Below are 16,860 nucleotides of genomic sequence, written 5' to 3' on the forward strand. Positions count from 1 at the left end.
TAATCACATAGAACTTTTTTACTTATTCACATCCATTTAACCCTATTTTATGGATCAAAAAGATACTATTCACATATAATTAGAGATAAGCGAGTTAAATGTGAATATTGGTCAAGAGGTCTTAGAAGAGCTCAAAAATGAGATAACTGAACTGGAATATAACAGATATATCAGACATCTGGATTACGATCTGAAAAAATCTTCAAGTGATCTTGCGGTGTATTATGCACAAAATGCACTTGTAGTGAATTGGATCAAAAATAAATATACAGATAAGTTGGCCCATCTCTTTGAAATTAAAACAGGAAACAAAGTAACTGTAAGCATTACACTAAAGTCTGCCAAAACTACAAAAAAGGCCAAAACAACGGCAAAAGAGGTAGCAAAAACAAGTTCATTGCTTAACCCATCTTATTCATTTGACAATTTTATGGTCGGAGGATCAAACCAGTTTGCCTACGCAGCTATTAAAAGTGTAAGTGAAAACCCAGGGAAAGTGTACAATCCGGTATTTATCTACGGGGGTGTTGGACTTGGGAAAACCCACCTTATGCAAGCTGCGGGTAACGTTTTACAAAATACGGGAAAAGTTGTTATCTACGCTACGGTTGAACAGTTCTTAAATGATTTTATCCGCCATGTGAAAAACAAAACTATGGACAGATTTCAAGAAAAATACCGTAAATGTGATGTACTACTGATCGATGATATTCAGTTTCTTTCAAACAAAGAGGGGATCCAAGAGGAGTTCTTCCACACCTTTGAAGCACTTAAAGGGACAGGAAAGCAGATCATCCTTACTGCCGATAAGCACCCTAAAAAGATAGGTGGCCTTGAAGCACGTCTGCAAAGCCGTTTTGAATGGGGACTTGTTGCCGATATTCAACCGCCTGAACTAGAGACGAAAATTGCGATTATTAAGAAAAAATGTGAGATCAATAAAGTAAAACTCTCAGATGAGATCGTAAACTATATAGCTACTGTTATTGAGAGTAATGTGCGTGAGATCGAGGGAATCCTCTCAAAACTTCATGCTTATTCACAACTGATGCATGTTGATATAGATATCGAGTTTACTAAAAACGTTCTCAAAGATCAGATCAAAGAGAATCGTCAAAACCTTACTATGGATACGATTACAAACGTTGTTGCAAAAGATCTCAACATAAAACCGAGTGAGATCCGCAGCAAAGGGCGTAGTAAAAACATTGTATACGCTAGACGTATCAGTATCTATATCTGTCGTGAACTTACACAAAGTACGATGCCTCAGCTTGCTCAGTACTTCGGTATGAAAGATCACACGGCTATTTCACATACGATCAAAAAGATCAACGACTTAATAGAAAAAGATGAAGATTTCAAAGTAAAAATAGATGAACTTACAAATAAACTTTCATCTTCTTCGTAGTTTTGAGAAAAAAAAGATATAATTGTAAAAGTGAATAGATGTGAATGAATAAAAGAATCTCATCACATCTAAAAAGTACTAGTATTTAGCGGTTTAGAGTCTATTTTCACATATTCACTATCACCTACTACTAGCTACTAAAAATTATAAAATATATAGGGAAATTCATATGAAAATTACTATATCAAAATCTATACTTGAAAATATACTTATTCATGCTGGACCGTTCTTAGAAAAAAAAGATACTTCACAGATCACTTCTCATGTATTTTTAAATGCTAGTAATAATCAACTAACTCTAAAAGCAACAGACTATGAAATAGGTTTTTTAGTAACTGTAAATGATATAAATATCGAACAAGAGGGAAGTGTAACTTCCAACGGTAAGAAGTTCTTAGATATCGTTAGAATTTTAAAAGACGGAAACATCGATCTTGAAGTTAGAAACGGTATGCTTCATATTGAACAAGGGAGCTCTAAATTCAAATTACCAACATTTTCACATGAAGATTTTCCTGAGTTTCCATCATATGAAAATAAATCACGTATCTCTATTGAATCACACACATTAATAGAATCACTAAAAAAGATCACACCTGCAATTGATACAAACAATCCGAAGTTTGAACTAAACGGTGCTCTTATAGATATTCAAAACGATGCTATTAATTTTGCTTCAACAGATACAAGAAGATTAGCTGTTGTAAATATAGCAAACAACAACGATCACCAACTCTCGATCATTATCCCTAAAAAAGCGATCGTAGAGATCCAAAAATTGTTCTTTGACAATATAGAACTTTACTATGATGAAACAAACTTAATTATCCATTCAAACCAGTATACATTCTTTACAAAACTGATTAACGGAAAATTCCCTGAATATTCAAGAATTATCCCTAAAGAGACTAAATATAATCTTCTTTTACCAAAAGCAAATATGATCGACTCAATTAAACAGATCACAACAATCTCTACAGATGTAAAAATAACATTTGCTAGCGATACTATCACTTTCGAATCTTTAAGTGATGACAATATTGAAGCTAAAACTGAGATCTCGATCTCTACAGGTTTTAGTGAACCATTCTCAGTAGCGATCAACTCAAGATATCTACTTGACTTTTTAAATTCAATCAACTCTTCAGAATTTACAATGAAATTAAACGAAGGTAATCTACCGTTTATTTTAAGTGATGAAAATTTTATAACAGTAGTAATGCCGATCGTTATATAAACAGTTTCAATGACTAAATACCTTCTGCTTACGCTACTTCTCCATATATCCCTGTATGGAAGTAAGCAGATAGATCTTAATAATCCAAATATATACAAAGAGATCAATCTCTATAAAAACAACTCTTTACTTAATCCAAATTATCAACTTCTAAATATACAAACAGATTACGATCCAAATAATATTAATGTGAATAATCTTTTAACACAACCACAAAGAGATCTGGTGGAAGGTACTTTTTATACTCAGATTTTAATGATTGGTACTGTCGGATTACTTTACGTTATGCCTGAATCTGTTTCTAAATGGGATAAAAATGCACTCGAAGAGAAATCTCTTGGAGATCGATGGAAAGATCATGTCAAAGCAGGTCCTGTATGGGATAAAGACGATTTTGCAATCAACTATATAGGTCATCCGGTTTCAGGTGCCTGGTACTATACAATGGCGAGAGGTTATGGTATTTCACCAGAAGGCTCTTTTTTATATTCGGCATTTCTTTCAACTGTTGTCTGGGAGTATGGTTATGAAGCATTTGCAGAGATCCCTTCTTGGCAGGACCTTTTTTCTACACCTATTATCGGATCACTTATGGGAGAAGGTTTTTACTATTTAGAAAAAAAGATTGATCGTAACGAAGGAAAAGTTTTAAACTCTGAAACATTAGGAGATATTAGCTATTTTCTTTTAAATCCTATAGGAAATATATCTAATGGATTGAGTAATTTTTTTGATCTTCATACAACTTTGAGAATTGAAACTTATCAACCAAGGTACTCTATGGAGCAACAATATATTTATATCTATCAAGAAAAACCAATTGTTACAAGGGATCAAGATTTTGGTCTGATACTTACTATAGAGTTTTAAAAGTTATAAGAGATAACTAATGATCCGTAGTTAGGAATTCTATTTTGAGTTTTAAATTGATGTGAAAGATGTTTTCTTAAATAGTCTATGCTAAGATGCCCATAATTTACAGATACTCCGTATCCAACTTCTGCAACAAATATATTTTTATCAACATTATGTGAATCTAAAAATGTATTACCGTCTAAAAATATATCTCTTGCAATTAAATTTGCTTTGAATGAAAGGTTTAAACAATAACTCCAAGCGTTTTTATATTGTCTATTTGGATCAAGGGGTATTTTGTTGGCATTTGTATTATCAATCTGAGTTGAACCGTAATCTTTCGGTATATCACCCCATCTGTACAATCCCGCTACAAAAACTTTTGTAGAAGCGTTACCAAGTTCAAATCCGTACTCCGGTATAAAGACACTTTTATTTGAAAGTTCCATATACTCTTTATATCCGTAATTTATTTGAATAACAAGTTCATTCTTAAGCTGGTTATCCCAACCTTCAGGTACGTCAGAACCTATATTAGCGTGGATCACCTCTTGTACCCTGTCCATATTTGTAGATGGACCTAACATTCCTAATTGAAAAACTAAAGATTTTAAAGTTTTGTTATAAGATTGATAAAGACCCGATTTAAAATACATATAACCGGCATAAGGGCGATCGTTAAGTATTAAATTTTGATTTTTTAAATCTTCAGGGGTATATATCTGATGTGCATATGAAAATGAGATGTAATTGTCTTGAAGTTTGTAATCGGTAAAAGGGATATGAAGCAATGAATTATTAAGATCTTTTCTGTAAAAAAGTATTGATATCTCAGACCCGTAAGTATAATCATTATCACCTCGAAAATCTGAATCATTTTCTGTTGTAAAAGTAATATTTTTTACTTCTAATGTTTCAGAAAAAAGAGAAGAGATCAATAAAATCAATAATATTATCTTATTTAACATGCTATGAGTATATGTTTATTTTACTTATAAATAGCTATAAATCTAATTTTTATATTTTTTTGGATAAAATATCTACAATTATGCTAATTTAGCTATTTTGGAGTGTATAAATGGAACAAAATTACGGTGCTAGTAATATTAAAGTCCTTAAAGGTTTAGAAGCTGTTCGTAAACGTCCCGGTATGTATATTGGTGATACGGGACATCGTGGTCTTCACCACTTGGTTTACGAAGTTATAGACAACTCGATAGATGAGGCAATGGCTGGACATTGTGATACTATTGAAGTTACTTTAACAAAAGACGGAAAATGTCGTGTAAAAGATAACGGTCGTGGTATCCCGACAGATATGCACCCAACTGAGGGCATGAGTGCTGCAACTGTTGTTTTAACAGTACTGCATGCCGGTGGTAAATTTGATAAAGATACTTATAAAGTTTCCGGTGGTCTTCACGGGGTTGGTGTATCTGTTGTAAATGCTTTATCATCAGATCTCCATATGACTATTCATCGTAACGGTGAGATCCATGAACAAGATTTCAAAAAAGGTATCCCTCAAGAAGCTTTAACAGTAACTGGAACTACAAGAAAATCAGGAACTTCAATTGAATTTAGTGCTGATCCGTCTATCTTTACTGAAACAGTAACTTTCGAATATGACTATTTAGCAAAAAGATTTAAAGAGCTAGCATACTTAAATCCATTTATCACTATTAAATTCAACGATGAGAGATCGGGACAAAAAGAGGTGTACCACTTCGAAGGCGGTATCTCTCAATATGTTGAAGATATGAATAAAAAAGAGATGGTAGCACCTGTTTACTTTTTTACAGGGAAAGCTGAAGATATCGAATACGATATCGCTTTCATGTATAACGATGCTTATGATGAGAAGTTTTCCTCTTTCGTTAATAATATCCGTACGCCAAACGGTGGTACACATGAGGCAGGTTTTAGAGCAGGTCTTACTCGTGTAATCTCAAACTATAACTCTAAAAACGGTGCAGCGAAAGAGAAAGATGTAAAGATCTCTGGAGATGATGTTAAAGAGGGTCTGATCGCAATCGTTTCTGTACGTGTACCTGAACCACAGTTTGAAGGTCAAACTAAAGGAAAACTTGGAAATACTTACGTTCGTCCACTTGTTCAAAAAGCAACGGGTGATGCACTGAGCAAATATTTTGAAGAGAACCCGATCGAAGCAAAAGCGATTGTACAAAAAGCTTTAATGGCTGCTCGCGGTCGTGAAGCTGCAAAAAAAGCAAGAGAGCTTACTCGTCGTAAAGATGTTATGAGTGTAGGAACGCTTCCGGGTAAACTTGCTGATTGTCAAAGTAAAGACGCATCTATCTGTGAACTTTACCTGGTGGAAGGGGATTCTGCAGGCGGTTCGGCAAAAATGGGTCGTGATCGTGTGTTCCAGGCAATTTTACCGCTTAAAGGTAAGATCTTAAATGTTGAAAAAGCACGTTTAGACAAGATTCTAAAATCTGATGAGATCACTAACATGATTACGGCTATGGGTTGTGGAATCGGTGAAGAGTATAATGAAGAAAAATTACGTTACCACAAAATTATTATCATGACCGATGCCGACGTTGATGGTAGCCACATTCAAACACTACTACTTACGTTCTTTTTCCGTTATTTTAGAAATATTGTAGAAAATGGGTACCTTTACCTTGCTCAGCCACCTCTTTACCGTTATAAAAAAGGGAAAAAAGAGATCTACTTTAAAGATGACAGAGTTATGAATGACTTCTTGATCGATAACGGTGTTGAGTCTTTAGAGATCGAAAGTATCGGGCATAACGATCTTGTAGCATTCTTTAAAATGGTTGATCATTATGCAGGATCACTTGAAGCGTTAGAGCGTCGTTATGCGTTAGTAAAACTGATCCGTCATTTTATTGAAAATCCGGATATTATTGCTAAACCGGCAAAAGAGATGTTTGAAGATATTAAGGCTTTCTTAGATTCTATCAATAACAACATCCTAACTCACACAATCAACGAAGAGACAAACGAGATCCACCTGTTTGTACAAACTGATGGCGGTATGGAAGAGTTATTAGTAAATGATGAACTTTTTGCTGCTCCGCATTTCAGTGAAGCAGATTTTGTTTACAGAAAGATCAAAGACTGGGATATCTCTTTTGACAAAGATATCTTAGAAGTTCTTGAAGATATTAAAGATTATGCGAAGAAGGGTGCGTATATCCAGCGTTATAAAGGTCTTGGTGAGATGAATCCTGAGCAGTTATGGGAAACAACTATGACACCTGAAAACCGTGTACTTCTTCAAGTAAATATTGAAGATGCTGAAGCAGCTTCAGATGCATTTACACTCTTTATGGGTGATGAAGTTGAGCCTCGTAGAAACTACATAGAAACACATGCAAAAGATGTTAAACATCTAGACGTTTAATGCTATTACCACGAACAAAAGAGAGGGAATACCGTTTTAAGTTAGCGCTGAGAATGGGATTACCTATCTTTGCGCTTATTGTTGCGTTTATTTCACATACACTAGTTACAAATTATAATACTTTAGAATCTTCATTTTATATTGAAGCTATATTACTGTTAGTATTTAGTATCTATTTTATTTTTTACCTTATATATAACGGTTTTAATGTAAAAATTACTGATGATATAACAGGAACGTTTGCACGTGAATATCTTTATAAGTATTTAGAAGCACAAATAAAGTCCAAAAAAAACTACACCTTAATATTGATAAGTATCGATAATCTCAATGATATAAACAATCTTTACGGGATCAAAAATGGAGATAAAGTGCTCCATGAAGTAGCAGAATGGATTGCTGCATATTTGAGAAGTGAAGGGATAGAAGGGTATCCTATAGGGCATCTTAAAGGTGGTGATTTTATCATTGGCCTCGATGGTTCAAAAGAAGATTTTTCAACATTGTTGGATCTTATGTGTTTAAAGGCAAGTGAGCTCAAAGTAGGTGATATCGAGGTAAAGATCTCAGGTGCAATCAGTGATACAAACTATTCTAAAAAACTTGATTATTTAATTGAAAATCTTTTAGGAATACAAGAGAGTATTAGAGGTTCTAAAGAGCATTCAAAAGATGAAAATATAGATCCAAATGAATTGGAACTATCAGTAATTCAAGCAATTACAAACTGTGATTTAATTATAAGTTCGCAAGACGTAATTGGTAAAGATGAGAGTTTTAAAGAGTATTTTGTAAAATTAAAAGGGTTAAATCAAAAACCTGTTTTTCCAAAAACATATATAAAGATTATTAACAAGTTAGGGCTTGGTGTTGAGTTTGATCTGAGGGTTTTTGAACATCTGGTTTCTGTTTATAATCAAGAGGAAAAAATTGCTATCAATATCTTTCCTACATCGCTTAGAAACGAGAACTTTTTAACTAAAGTCAAAGAGATTATGAGAGATAAGAAAAATTTAAAAGTTATATTTGTTTTATATGAGATGGAGTATTACTCACATACAAGCAGATATAACGCAATTATCGAATCTTTAAAAGAGTATAATATCTCTATAGGGATCGACAGAATAGGTTCAATTCATACAAGCTTTTTATATTTGAGAGAGCTTGATATAGATTATATACGATTTGATACCTACTATTCACGTCTTGATAAATTAGAAAAAAACAGAAATATCATAGATGGTTTTAACGCAATGGCTCATGAACATGGTGTTAAAAGTTGGATAAAAAATATTGAAGAGAAAGATGGATATAATTTAGCTAAAGAATTAAATATAGATTTTATTCAAGGCAGGTATCTATCTGAAGTTAAAAAATTTTATGAAAAAGATTAGGAGAGATTTATGAAATACGGTGAAAAAGAGATACGTGAATTTGATGTAGAAAAAGATCTGGAGATCTGGCCAAATGAAAATAAAAAAGAGTATCTTATAAAAGTGACTTTGCCTGAGTTTATGGCTCTTTGTCCAAGAAGCGGTTACCCGGACTTTGCAACAATCTATGTTGAGTATACACCTGATGAATATGTAGTTGAATTAAAAGCATTAAAACTTTATATAAATTCATTTATGGGACGATATGTTTCACACGAAAATTCAGCGAATGAAATTTATGATACAATATATAATAAAATTAAACCGAAGTATTTAAAATTGACTGCAGACTTTAAGCCTAGAGGAAATGTTCATACAGTTATCGAGATCGATAGCTCTAAAATAACAAAGGAATGAGTTATGTTTGGTAAGATTCTTGGAAATAAATCTAATGACATAGAAGAAGGAACAGAGATAGATCCAAATATTGTCGAAAGAGTTTCCAAAATGAATCTTAGCGATATGAGACTATATGTCAATAATAAAATTACAGGATTTGAAATCAGCGTGGAGGGATTACACGAAGTACTCAAACGACTGATAAATCCTATCAATGATAAGGGTGAATATTATCTGAAAAAAGATGATATGGATTCCAAAAAAAAGAAAGCTTTTGAATTAATATTATTAATTTCAAAATCTAAAAAGATCTCTTTAGGAAGTATAGAACTTATTGATAAGTTTTTAGAAGTGTATAAAGAGATTATAGATGATTATGATGACAGATATAAAGAGATATATCATTCACGCTTTAGAAAAGCAGTAGAAACGGCGATCATCAATATGCAAACTATTTCACAAGTAAATAAAAAACTAGATGTATTAAAATAAAAACCGACTTATCTGTTGTTGGTATTTCTCCTCTAAAATTTTTGAAAATTCTACAGAGGGTTGCAGACCCTGTGCTATTAAATCTTTCCCTTTTATTTTCGGCTCTATATTATTTATGAGATCTTGATAGTTTTTCATCTCAATAGTTTGCAGATAATCATGTAGTAACTCCAGATCAAGCCTCATAGCCAAAGTATAACTCGGTGATTGTAAAAAGGTGTGCAGATTAAAGATTTTATGTAAAATCTCTTTATCGTTTGTGAGACGTTCTAAAAAAGAGTTACGATCCTCAGCACTAAACTTTGATGTCAGCAGTGTTAGCATTGTTATAAAAGCCTCTTTCTTTTTCACTTGGTGTGTAACAGTTTTATATCTGTCCAACAAAGAGAGAGTGTAATTGAAATCCTCCTCTGAAAGATTATGAAACTCCTGAAAAATTTGAAACAGTCCCATCTCTTTCATTAAAAGAAAACCGCTGGAGGGCTTTTTAGATTTTAAAAGCAGTTTTTCTATCTCTGCAACAATCCGCTCTTTTGAGAGATAGAGAAGCTGATCGTTTTGTATCATCTCTTGACACAGTTGCAGTAATTTCTGATCCATTGAAAGTTCAAATCGTGATGCAAACTGTACAGCCCGAAGTACACGTAGGGGATCCTCTCCAAATTTATCTAGATCGACGGCTCTAAGTTCTTTGTTTTGCAGATCTTCTATCCCTCCAAATGGATCAAGCAGTTTGTTTGTTATAACATCGTAACCTATCGCATTGATCGTAAAATCACGTCTGCTTGTTGCTGTTTTAAAATCTAGATGGGAGTCTGCTGTGATCTTAAAGCCTTTATGACCTTTGGCAATTTTACTGTCAATTCGGGGAAGAGAGAAGTCGAGATCGAGTTCATCTATGTTGAGTTTTATAACACTAAACGATTTTCCAACCTCGTTGATGTTTCCAAAAGGGGAAAGGAGCACCTCTAAATGATCAATATTATCTACGTCATAGAGTTCAATATCTATATCTTTGGAATCTATTTGAAGCAAAGAATCCCGTATATATCCGCCGATAATTACAGGCTTTATGCCGTAGCTATTTAATTTTTCGAAGATTTGCTCTAAAATAACAGGATATTGAACTTTTTTCATGGGTCACTTTCGATCTGTTTTATGCTTTGATTTTTAAAAGAAAGAGTAAAAACTATTTACTTCTGTGGTCTGTAAAAGAAATTTTGAGTTCATTTTCTGAACAATTGTAACATATTTTTACGAGTATATAACCTAAATTTAGGTATAATCGCGGAAAATTTTTCCAAAACGAGGAAACCCCTAATGCAAAAGATTAGAAATATTGCAGTTATTGCACACGTTGACCACGGTAAAACTACTTTGGTTGATGGTTTACTAGAGCAATCTGGTACATTCGGTACTCATGAACAACATGATGAAAGAGCGATGGATAGCAACGCTTTAGAAAAAGAGCGTGGTATTACGATTCTTTCTAAAAATACAGCTATCAGATATAAAGACCATAAAATTAACATTATCGATACTCCGGGCCACGCCGACTTTGGTGGTGAGGTTGAGCGTGTACTTAAAATGGTTGATGGTGTTTTAGTACTTGTTGATGCATACGAAGGTGTTATGCCTCAAACTAAGTTCGTTGTTAAGAAAATGTTAGCACTTGGTAAAAAACCAATCGTTGTTATCAATAAAATCGATAAACCTTCAGCTGAGCCTGAGCGTGTTGTAGATGAGATGTTTGACCTTTTCTCAGATATGGATGCAACTGATGATCAACTAGACTTCCCAATTATCTACGCTGCAGCTCGTGATGGAATCGCTAAACTTGATATGGAAGAGCCAGACGGTAACTTCGAGTGTGTTTTCGAAACTATCGTAAATGAAATTCCTGAGCCAGAAGGTAGTGCAGAAAACGATTTCCAAGCGCAAGTATTTACACTTGACTACGATAACTATGTTGGAAAGATCGGTATCAGCCGTATCTTCAACGGTACAGTTAACAAAGGTGATCAAGTAGCTCTTGCAAAAGCTGACGGTGAGATCGTAAAAGGACGTATTACGAAACTTATTGGTTTCCACGGACTAAACCGTATGGAGATTGATCAAGCTGAAGCTGGTGATATCGTTGCATTTGCAGGTATGGAAACAGTTGACGTTGGAGATACTGTTTGTGATGCTAACAATCCGGTTGCACTTGATCCTATGCACATCGAAGAGCCGACACTTACTGTTGTATATGCGGTAAATGATTCTCCACTTGCAGGTCAAGAGGGTAAACATGTTACTTCAAATAAACTAAAAGACAGACTTGAAGCTGAGATGCGTACAAACGTTGCGATGAAACTTGAAGTTATCGGTGAGGGTAAATTTAAAGTAAGCGGACGTGGTGAGCTTCAAATTACAGTACTTGCTGAAAATATGAGACGTGAAGGGTATGAGTTTAGTATCTCTCGTCCGGAAGTTATCGTTAAAGAGATTGAAGGTGTTAAATGTGAGCCTTTCGAGCACTTAGTTATTGACGTTCCTGAAGATCTTTCTGGTACTGTAATTGAGCGTCTTGGTAAACGTAAAGCTGAGATGAAATCAATGGTACCAATGGGTTCAGGTTTCCAAAGAATCGAGTTTGAGATCCCTGCTCGTGCACTAATTGGTTTCCGTGGACAATTCTTAACAGATACAAAAGGTGAGGGTGTAATGAACCACTCTTTCTTAGAGTTCCGTCCATATAGTGGTGGTGTTGAATCTCGTTCTTACGGTGCACTTATCTCTATGGAGAATGGTGAAGCATTAGCATATTCATTATTTAACCTTCAAGATCGTGGTGTTCTTTTCATTACTCCTCAAACAAAAGTATATGAGGGTATGATCGTTGGTGAGCATGCAAGAAACAATGACCTTGTTGTTAATGCGATCAAAGGTAAAGCACAGTCAAACGTTCGTTCATCTGGTGCTGATGAAGCTATCAAACTTGTTCCACCACGTGATATGTCACTAGAGCGTGCTTTAGAGTGGATCGAAGATGATGAACTTCTTGAAGTTACACCTGAAAACATCCGTATCCGTAAAAAATTCTTAACAGAAGCGGAACGTCGTAGAGAGTCTAGAAAGACTAAATAAACTTTTTTACGTATCTTCTCTAATAAAATTGGAGGAGATACCGATCTATGTTATACTTTATCCCATAAAATTGTAGAGGGGGAACGTATGGATACTTTAATCTATCTAGGTCCACTTGTATTATTAGCAGTTCTTGCATTTAATTTCTATCAACATAATCATCCAAAATTAGCAATTTTAGCAATTTTAATAGGTATATACATCGTATATTCTCACGAAACAGGTCATACTGCAACCGAATTTAGAGATGAAGTTATGAAGTCTGTTGAGGAAGAAGCCGATACTATCGCGAAAGACTACAGGTATGATGGGGAAAAAATTACTAAGCCTTTGAAATAAAATTTATTTAAATGCAATTTCTATTTTATCTTGAAATATTAAAAGCGATATTTCGAGATAATCTTCTCTTATAAATCCACAAATTTTTTCTTTTTTTAAAAGCTATATTTTAAACTTACAAAGCTATAATTTTAAACTTTATAAAGTTGGAGTAGGTCATTATGGACAGAAAAAAGATATATAATCCAGAATCAAAAGAGAATGTCAACGATAGAAAAATCTTTGGCGGTAATCCAACAGGAATTTTTGAGTTAAATAACATCAAATATCAGTGGGCGTACAATCTTTGGGAGATGATGTTAAATAATACATGGTTCCCTAAAGAGGTAGATATGACTAAAGATGTGAATGATTACAAAAATCTTACATCTTCGGAAAAAACTGCTTACGACAGAGCACTTTCACAGCTGATTTTTATGGATTCATTACAAACAAACAATCTTATTGATAACATCAACCCATATGTAACATCACCGGAGATCAATCTTATTTTAGTGCGTCAATCTTTTGAAGAGGCACTGCATTCACAAAGTTATGCGGTTATGGTTGATTCGATCTCTACGAACTCTGTTGAGATCTACGAATTATGGCGTAGAGATATGATGTTAAAGCATAAAAATGATGCTATCGCAGGTGTATACCAAGAGCTTGCTAAAAATCCTAGTGAGACAAACTTTGTAAAAGCGTGTTTTGCAAACCAGATCTTAGAGGGTATCTATTTTTACAGCGGTTTTACATATATCTATACACTTGCACGTTCAGGAAAAATGTTAGGTTCAGCGCAAATGATCCGTTTCATCCAGCGTGATGAAGTTACACACCTGGTACTATTCCAAAATCTTATCAATACACTCAGAAAAGAGCGTCCTGACCTTTTCACTGATGCTTTAAAAGCAGAAGTTATTGAGATGTTTAAACAAGCGGTAGAGCTTGAAGTACAATGGGGACAGTATATTACTCAAGGACAGATCTTAGGTCTTACGGATGCTATCGTTGAGCAGTATATTAAATATCTGGCTGATGATAGACTAACATCGGTTGGATTTGAAAAACTTTACAATGTTGAAAATCCGATCAAATGGGTAAACGACTTTGCAAAATTTAACGATCAAAAAACAAACTTTTTTGAAGGTAATGTGACAAACTACTCTAAAGGTAGTTTGACATTTGACGACGACTTTTAAAAAGTGAAAATAGAAAATCTCGTTACACTCTCACTAAAAACTACCTCTGATTATGAAAAGAATCTAGAGGAGTTTTTAACTACTATTGACGGAGTTGAAGAAAACTCCCTCATAATAGCTCCAGAGGTTTGTCTAAGCGGTTTTGATTACGAAAATCTAGACAAATTGACAGAACTCTCATCACACTTTAGCACACTGATCCAAAAACACTCACAAAACAAGATTGTTATACTAACAATGTTAGAGCGTATAGATGGAAAAGTTTATAATATGGCTAAAGTTTTTGCGGATGGGAGTTTAGTTCATCAAAGGGCAAAAGCACGACTTTTTAAGCTTGGTGATGAGCATAAGTATATGCAAGAGGGTGATGATAACGATATAGAGATCTTTGAGATCGCAGGGGTGAAGATCGCACTGCTTATTTGTTTTGAGCTTCGTTTTAAAGAACTCTGGCAAAAAACAGAGGGTGCCGACATTATAGTAATCCCTGCTTGGTGGGGAAAATCTCGAAGCGAGCATTTTAGAGCACTGACACAAACGTTAGCGATTATCAATCAGTGTTATGTTTGTGCGAGTGATTCAGCTAATGATGAGTGCAGTGTTTTAAGCGGGATTATCACGCCGCAGGGAATAGAGAGTCGAAACGGGAATACACCTTGCTTAACGCAGGAGTATAAGAAAAAAGAGATCTCGGTTATGAGAAGATATTTGGATGTAGGGATAAAATAGTTGGATAGGATAAAAGCGACAAAAACGGCAAAGTTGGCTCAGGATTGTGAAGCAAAAATGGGTGGTTTAGATGAGTATGTGAAAAAAGCGATAGCATTAACGGACAGAGAGGCTTTTGTTCCAATGGGCTTTAGACATAATGCATATAAATTGGATGCATTACCGATAGGTTCAAACCAGTATATAAGTTCACCTCTTACAGTTGCCAAGATGACTGAATATTTGATCCCAAGAGGAGCAGACAGAGTTTTAGAAGTTGGTTGTGGCAGCGGGTATCAAGCGGCTGTACTCTCTCATCTTTTCCGTGGAGTTTTTACGATTGAGAGAATTGAAAGTTTAATACTTGAAGCAAAAAAAAGATTTCGCGATCTTGGACTTAACAATATCCATACACGTACCGATGACGGACAAAACGGATGGATCCAGTATGCTCCGTACGATCGTATTCTTTTCTCAGCCACTGCAAAAGAGATTCCCGCAAAACTTTTTGATCAGCTTGCAGATGAGGGGATCTTAGTAGCTCCTATAGAGCAAGCAGACGGTAAACAGGTCATTACCCGTTTTATGAAAAGGGGAGATCGCATCATCGAAGAGGAGCTTGAAGATTGTGATTTTGTACCTATTTTGGATGGTGTTGTAAAATAGATCTAAAGAAATTTGGATTATAAGAAGGAAGCATTTTGCCTAAAGAGCATACTTTTGATCAAGAGATTTATGAAATATTTTTGGATCAGCTTGAAGATGAATCTGTAGAGATCCAAAATTGTCTTGATTCACTTGAAAAGAATCAAGAATATAAAGATTGTATCAATAAGCTTTTTAGAATTTTTCATAGTCTTAAAGCCAACAGCGGCTATTTTCATTTTTATGAACTTGAAAAATTAGCTGCAAAAGTTGAAAGCGTTTTAAATGCGTTAAGAGAGAGTGTACCTCCACTTTCAAAAAATGTGCACGATTGGCTAAAAAATGTTTTTACTCAGTACTTTAAATGGATTGAAGAGTTACAAAGTGGTGCAAAAGAACTGAGTAAAATCAAGCAGAATCTTCTGAATGAAGTGCATATTTGTGAAGCGGTTGAGAATGATCCTTTATCACTTTTAAAGAAGTATAAACTTTACTATTTTCATGATAAAAAACAAGTTTCTGATAAGCTGATATCTTTTTTAGAACGTTATACGAGAGAAGTGGTTCTCTGTGATGATTTAGAACAGTTTCGCGAACTTATCCAAGAAAAGCCTGGGGAACTTTGTATTATAGATACCAAAAATAAATCTATTCAGGCACTTAGAATTTTATATAAGTATGCACCTAGAACAGCTTTAATTGTTTTATTGAATAAAACAGATACCACTACCCGTAAAAAATTGATGATTCAAGGGGTACATCATCTGATTACTTACCCTATCCGTCCCGATGAATTAAAACGTGAATTGATTACTGTAACAGAGTCTCATTTTGGTGAGAGAAAGTTTGTGATTGCTAACAAAGAGATTGAAAACTTTGTTTTGGGTTTACAAGCATTTCCAAATTCCATTCGTAATATACAGAGTATTTGTAATAGTGATGAAGCTTCAATCAAAGATCTGATACAAGCGGTTAAACAAGATCCTGTCATTGCCGGTATTGTTATGCAGGAAGTAAAGAATCCTCTTTATAATTTACCCGAAATTAAAACGATAGATAAAGCGGTTTCATTACTTGGAAAGAAATATCTTAATGCTATTGTTTTAAAGCAGCTACATAAAAACTTTGACTTTAGTGATTTAGAGGTGTATAAGATCTCATACAAACAGTTTTCGGATGTAGCTACAAAGCGTTATCTTTTGATGTTGAAATGGTATTCGAAAGTTTCCATATCGGCCTTAGCAACTCTATCAACAGCTGCTATTCTTGGGAATTTAGGACAGTTATTGATAGCAAAAGAGCTGAAAAAAAATAAAAAGGATGGTGTATTTAAAATATTTTTAGAGCACTCTCCTATTGAATATGCAGAACAAAAAGTGATACATACCACAACGGCAAGGGTAAGCAGTAATATTCTGAGTTTTTGGAATCTTGACAGGGATATTGTAGATTCAGTACGATTCAGTGATAATCCACAACATGCCCCTGTTGAAGTATACGATCTGGCACTCGCGAACCATGTAGTTTTTTATCTTATAGGACTTGATGGAAAAATAAATCCTACAATTCCTAAAAAAATGGAACAACTTCTTGTTAAGCAAGGGCTTAATGTAGAAACACTCCAAAATGCCCTTAACTCCGTGATCGAACTTTCACAAGGATAAATAAGCTTTTTTATAGTAAAATAAATT

15 protein-coding genes are annotated in these 16,860 nt (G+C 34.4%); 13 read left to right on the forward strand and 2 right to left on the reverse strand.

The window, feature by feature from the left end; genetic code table 11:
• Nucleotides 1-100: 100 nt before the first annotated feature.
• The 3 genes from dnaA to FJR03_RS00015 all read left to right on the forward strand — a co-directional run bounded on the left by dnaA (nt 101) and on the right by FJR03_RS00015 (nt 3,518).
• The gene (dnaA, locus tag FJR03_RS00005; protein WP_193113640.1) at nt 101-1,411 is read left to right on the forward strand and encodes a chromosomal replication initiator protein DnaA; all 1,311 of its coding nucleotides are present in this window, start codon (nt 101-103) and stop codon (nt 1,409-1,411) included.
• Between the two features lie 169 nt (nt 1,412-1,580).
• Nucleotides 1,581-2,648 (forward strand): DNA polymerase III subunit beta, encoded by a 1,068-nt coding sequence (gene dnaN, locus FJR03_RS00010; protein ID WP_193113641.1) that lies wholly within the window; start codon nt 1,581-1,583, stop codon nt 2,646-2,648.
• A 9-nt stretch (nt 2,649-2,657) separates the two neighbouring features.
• On the forward strand, nt 2,658-3,518 hold the full coding sequence (locus tag FJR03_RS00015) for a DUF3943 domain-containing protein (RefSeq protein WP_193113642.1): 861 nt from the start codon (nt 2,658-2,660) through the stop codon (nt 3,516-3,518).
• Here FJR03_RS00015 and FJR03_RS00020 read toward each other — a convergent pair.
• Nucleotides 3,515-4,471, reverse strand: a complete 957-nt coding sequence (locus FJR03_RS00020) for a lipid A deacylase LpxR family protein (protein WP_193113643.1) — start codon at nt 4,469-4,471, stop codon at nt 3,515-3,517. The two genes, FJR03_RS00015 and FJR03_RS00020, sit on opposite strands and share 4 nt — an antisense overlap.
• Nucleotides 4,472-4,581: 110 nt before the next feature.
• Between FJR03_RS00020 and gyrB the strand changes: the two genes are divergently transcribed.
• Genes gyrB through FJR03_RS00040 form a run of 4 tightly spaced genes read left to right on the forward strand, consistent with a single transcriptional unit; the run spans nt 4,582 to nt 9,164 of the window.
• A complete protein-coding gene (gyrB, locus tag FJR03_RS00025; protein WP_193113644.1) occupies nt 4,582-6,900 on the forward strand; it encodes a DNA topoisomerase (ATP-hydrolyzing) subunit B in 2,319 nt (772 codons plus the stop codon).
• Nucleotides 6,900-8,294, forward strand: a complete 1,395-nt coding sequence (locus FJR03_RS00030; RefSeq protein WP_193113645.1) for an EAL domain-containing protein — start codon at nt 6,900-6,902, stop codon at nt 8,292-8,294. The genes gyrB and FJR03_RS00030 overlap by 1 nt, the downstream gene beginning before the upstream one ends.
• Nucleotides 8,295-8,303: 9 nt before the next feature.
• Nucleotides 8,304-8,690: a preQ(1) synthase gene (gene queF, locus FJR03_RS00035; RefSeq protein ID WP_193113646.1), complete on the forward strand. Its 387-nt coding sequence runs from the start codon at nt 8,304-8,306 to the stop codon at nt 8,688-8,690.
• A gap of 3 nt (nt 8,691-8,693) precedes the next feature.
• Complete coding sequence (locus tag FJR03_RS00040) at nt 8,694-9,164, forward strand: hypothetical protein (protein WP_193113647.1); 471 nt, start codon at nt 8,694-8,696, stop codon at nt 9,162-9,164.
• Here the strand turns inward: FJR03_RS00040 and FJR03_RS00045 are convergent.
• Nucleotides 9,156-10,301 (reverse strand): CCA tRNA nucleotidyltransferase, encoded by a 1,146-nt coding sequence (locus tag FJR03_RS00045; protein WP_193113648.1) that lies wholly within the window; start codon nt 10,299-10,301, stop codon nt 9,156-9,158. The two genes, FJR03_RS00040 and FJR03_RS00045, sit on opposite strands and share 9 nt — an antisense overlap.
• A gap of 183 nt (nt 10,302-10,484) precedes the next feature.
• On the opposite strand from FJR03_RS00045, the gene typA reads away from it, so the two are divergent.
• The 6 genes from typA to FJR03_RS00075 all read left to right on the forward strand — a co-directional run bounded on the left by typA (nt 10,485) and on the right by FJR03_RS00075 (nt 16,833).
• The gene (gene typA / locus FJR03_RS00050) at nt 10,485-12,293 is read left to right on the forward strand and encodes a translational GTPase TypA (protein ID WP_193113649.1); all 1,809 of its coding nucleotides are present in this window, start codon (nt 10,485-10,487) and stop codon (nt 12,291-12,293) included.
• Between the two features lie 87 nt (nt 12,294-12,380).
• Complete coding sequence (locus FJR03_RS00055) at nt 12,381-12,632, forward strand: hypothetical protein (protein ID WP_193113650.1); 252 nt, start codon at nt 12,381-12,383, stop codon at nt 12,630-12,632.
• A 161-nt stretch (nt 12,633-12,793) separates the two neighbouring features.
• Nucleotides 12,794-13,816, forward strand: coding sequence for a ribonucleotide-diphosphate reductase subunit beta (locus FJR03_RS00060; RefSeq protein WP_193113651.1), 1,023 nt, complete (start codon nt 12,794-12,796; stop codon nt 13,814-13,816).
• Between the two features lie 3 nt (nt 13,817-13,819).
• Nucleotides 13,820-14,545, forward strand: a complete 726-nt coding sequence (locus tag FJR03_RS00065; protein WP_226962131.1) for a nitrilase-related carbon-nitrogen hydrolase — start codon at nt 13,820-13,822, stop codon at nt 14,543-14,545.
• Nucleotides 14,546-15,190: a protein-L-isoaspartate(D-aspartate) O-methyltransferase gene (locus tag FJR03_RS00070; protein ID WP_193113652.1), complete on the forward strand. Its 645-nt coding sequence runs from the start codon at nt 14,546-14,548 to the stop codon at nt 15,188-15,190. It begins immediately after the preceding gene.
• A 35-nt stretch (nt 15,191-15,225) separates the two neighbouring features.
• Nucleotides 15,226-16,833 (forward strand): HDOD domain-containing protein, encoded by a 1,608-nt coding sequence (locus tag FJR03_RS00075; protein ID WP_193113653.1) that lies wholly within the window; start codon nt 15,226-15,228, stop codon nt 16,831-16,833.
• Nucleotides 16,834-16,860 lie beyond the last annotated feature (27 nt).

It is taken from the genome of Sulfurimonas marina (genome assembly GCF_014905095.1).
GTDB lineage: Bacteria > Campylobacterota > Campylobacteria > Campylobacterales > Sulfurimonadaceae > Sulfurimonas > Sulfurimonas marina.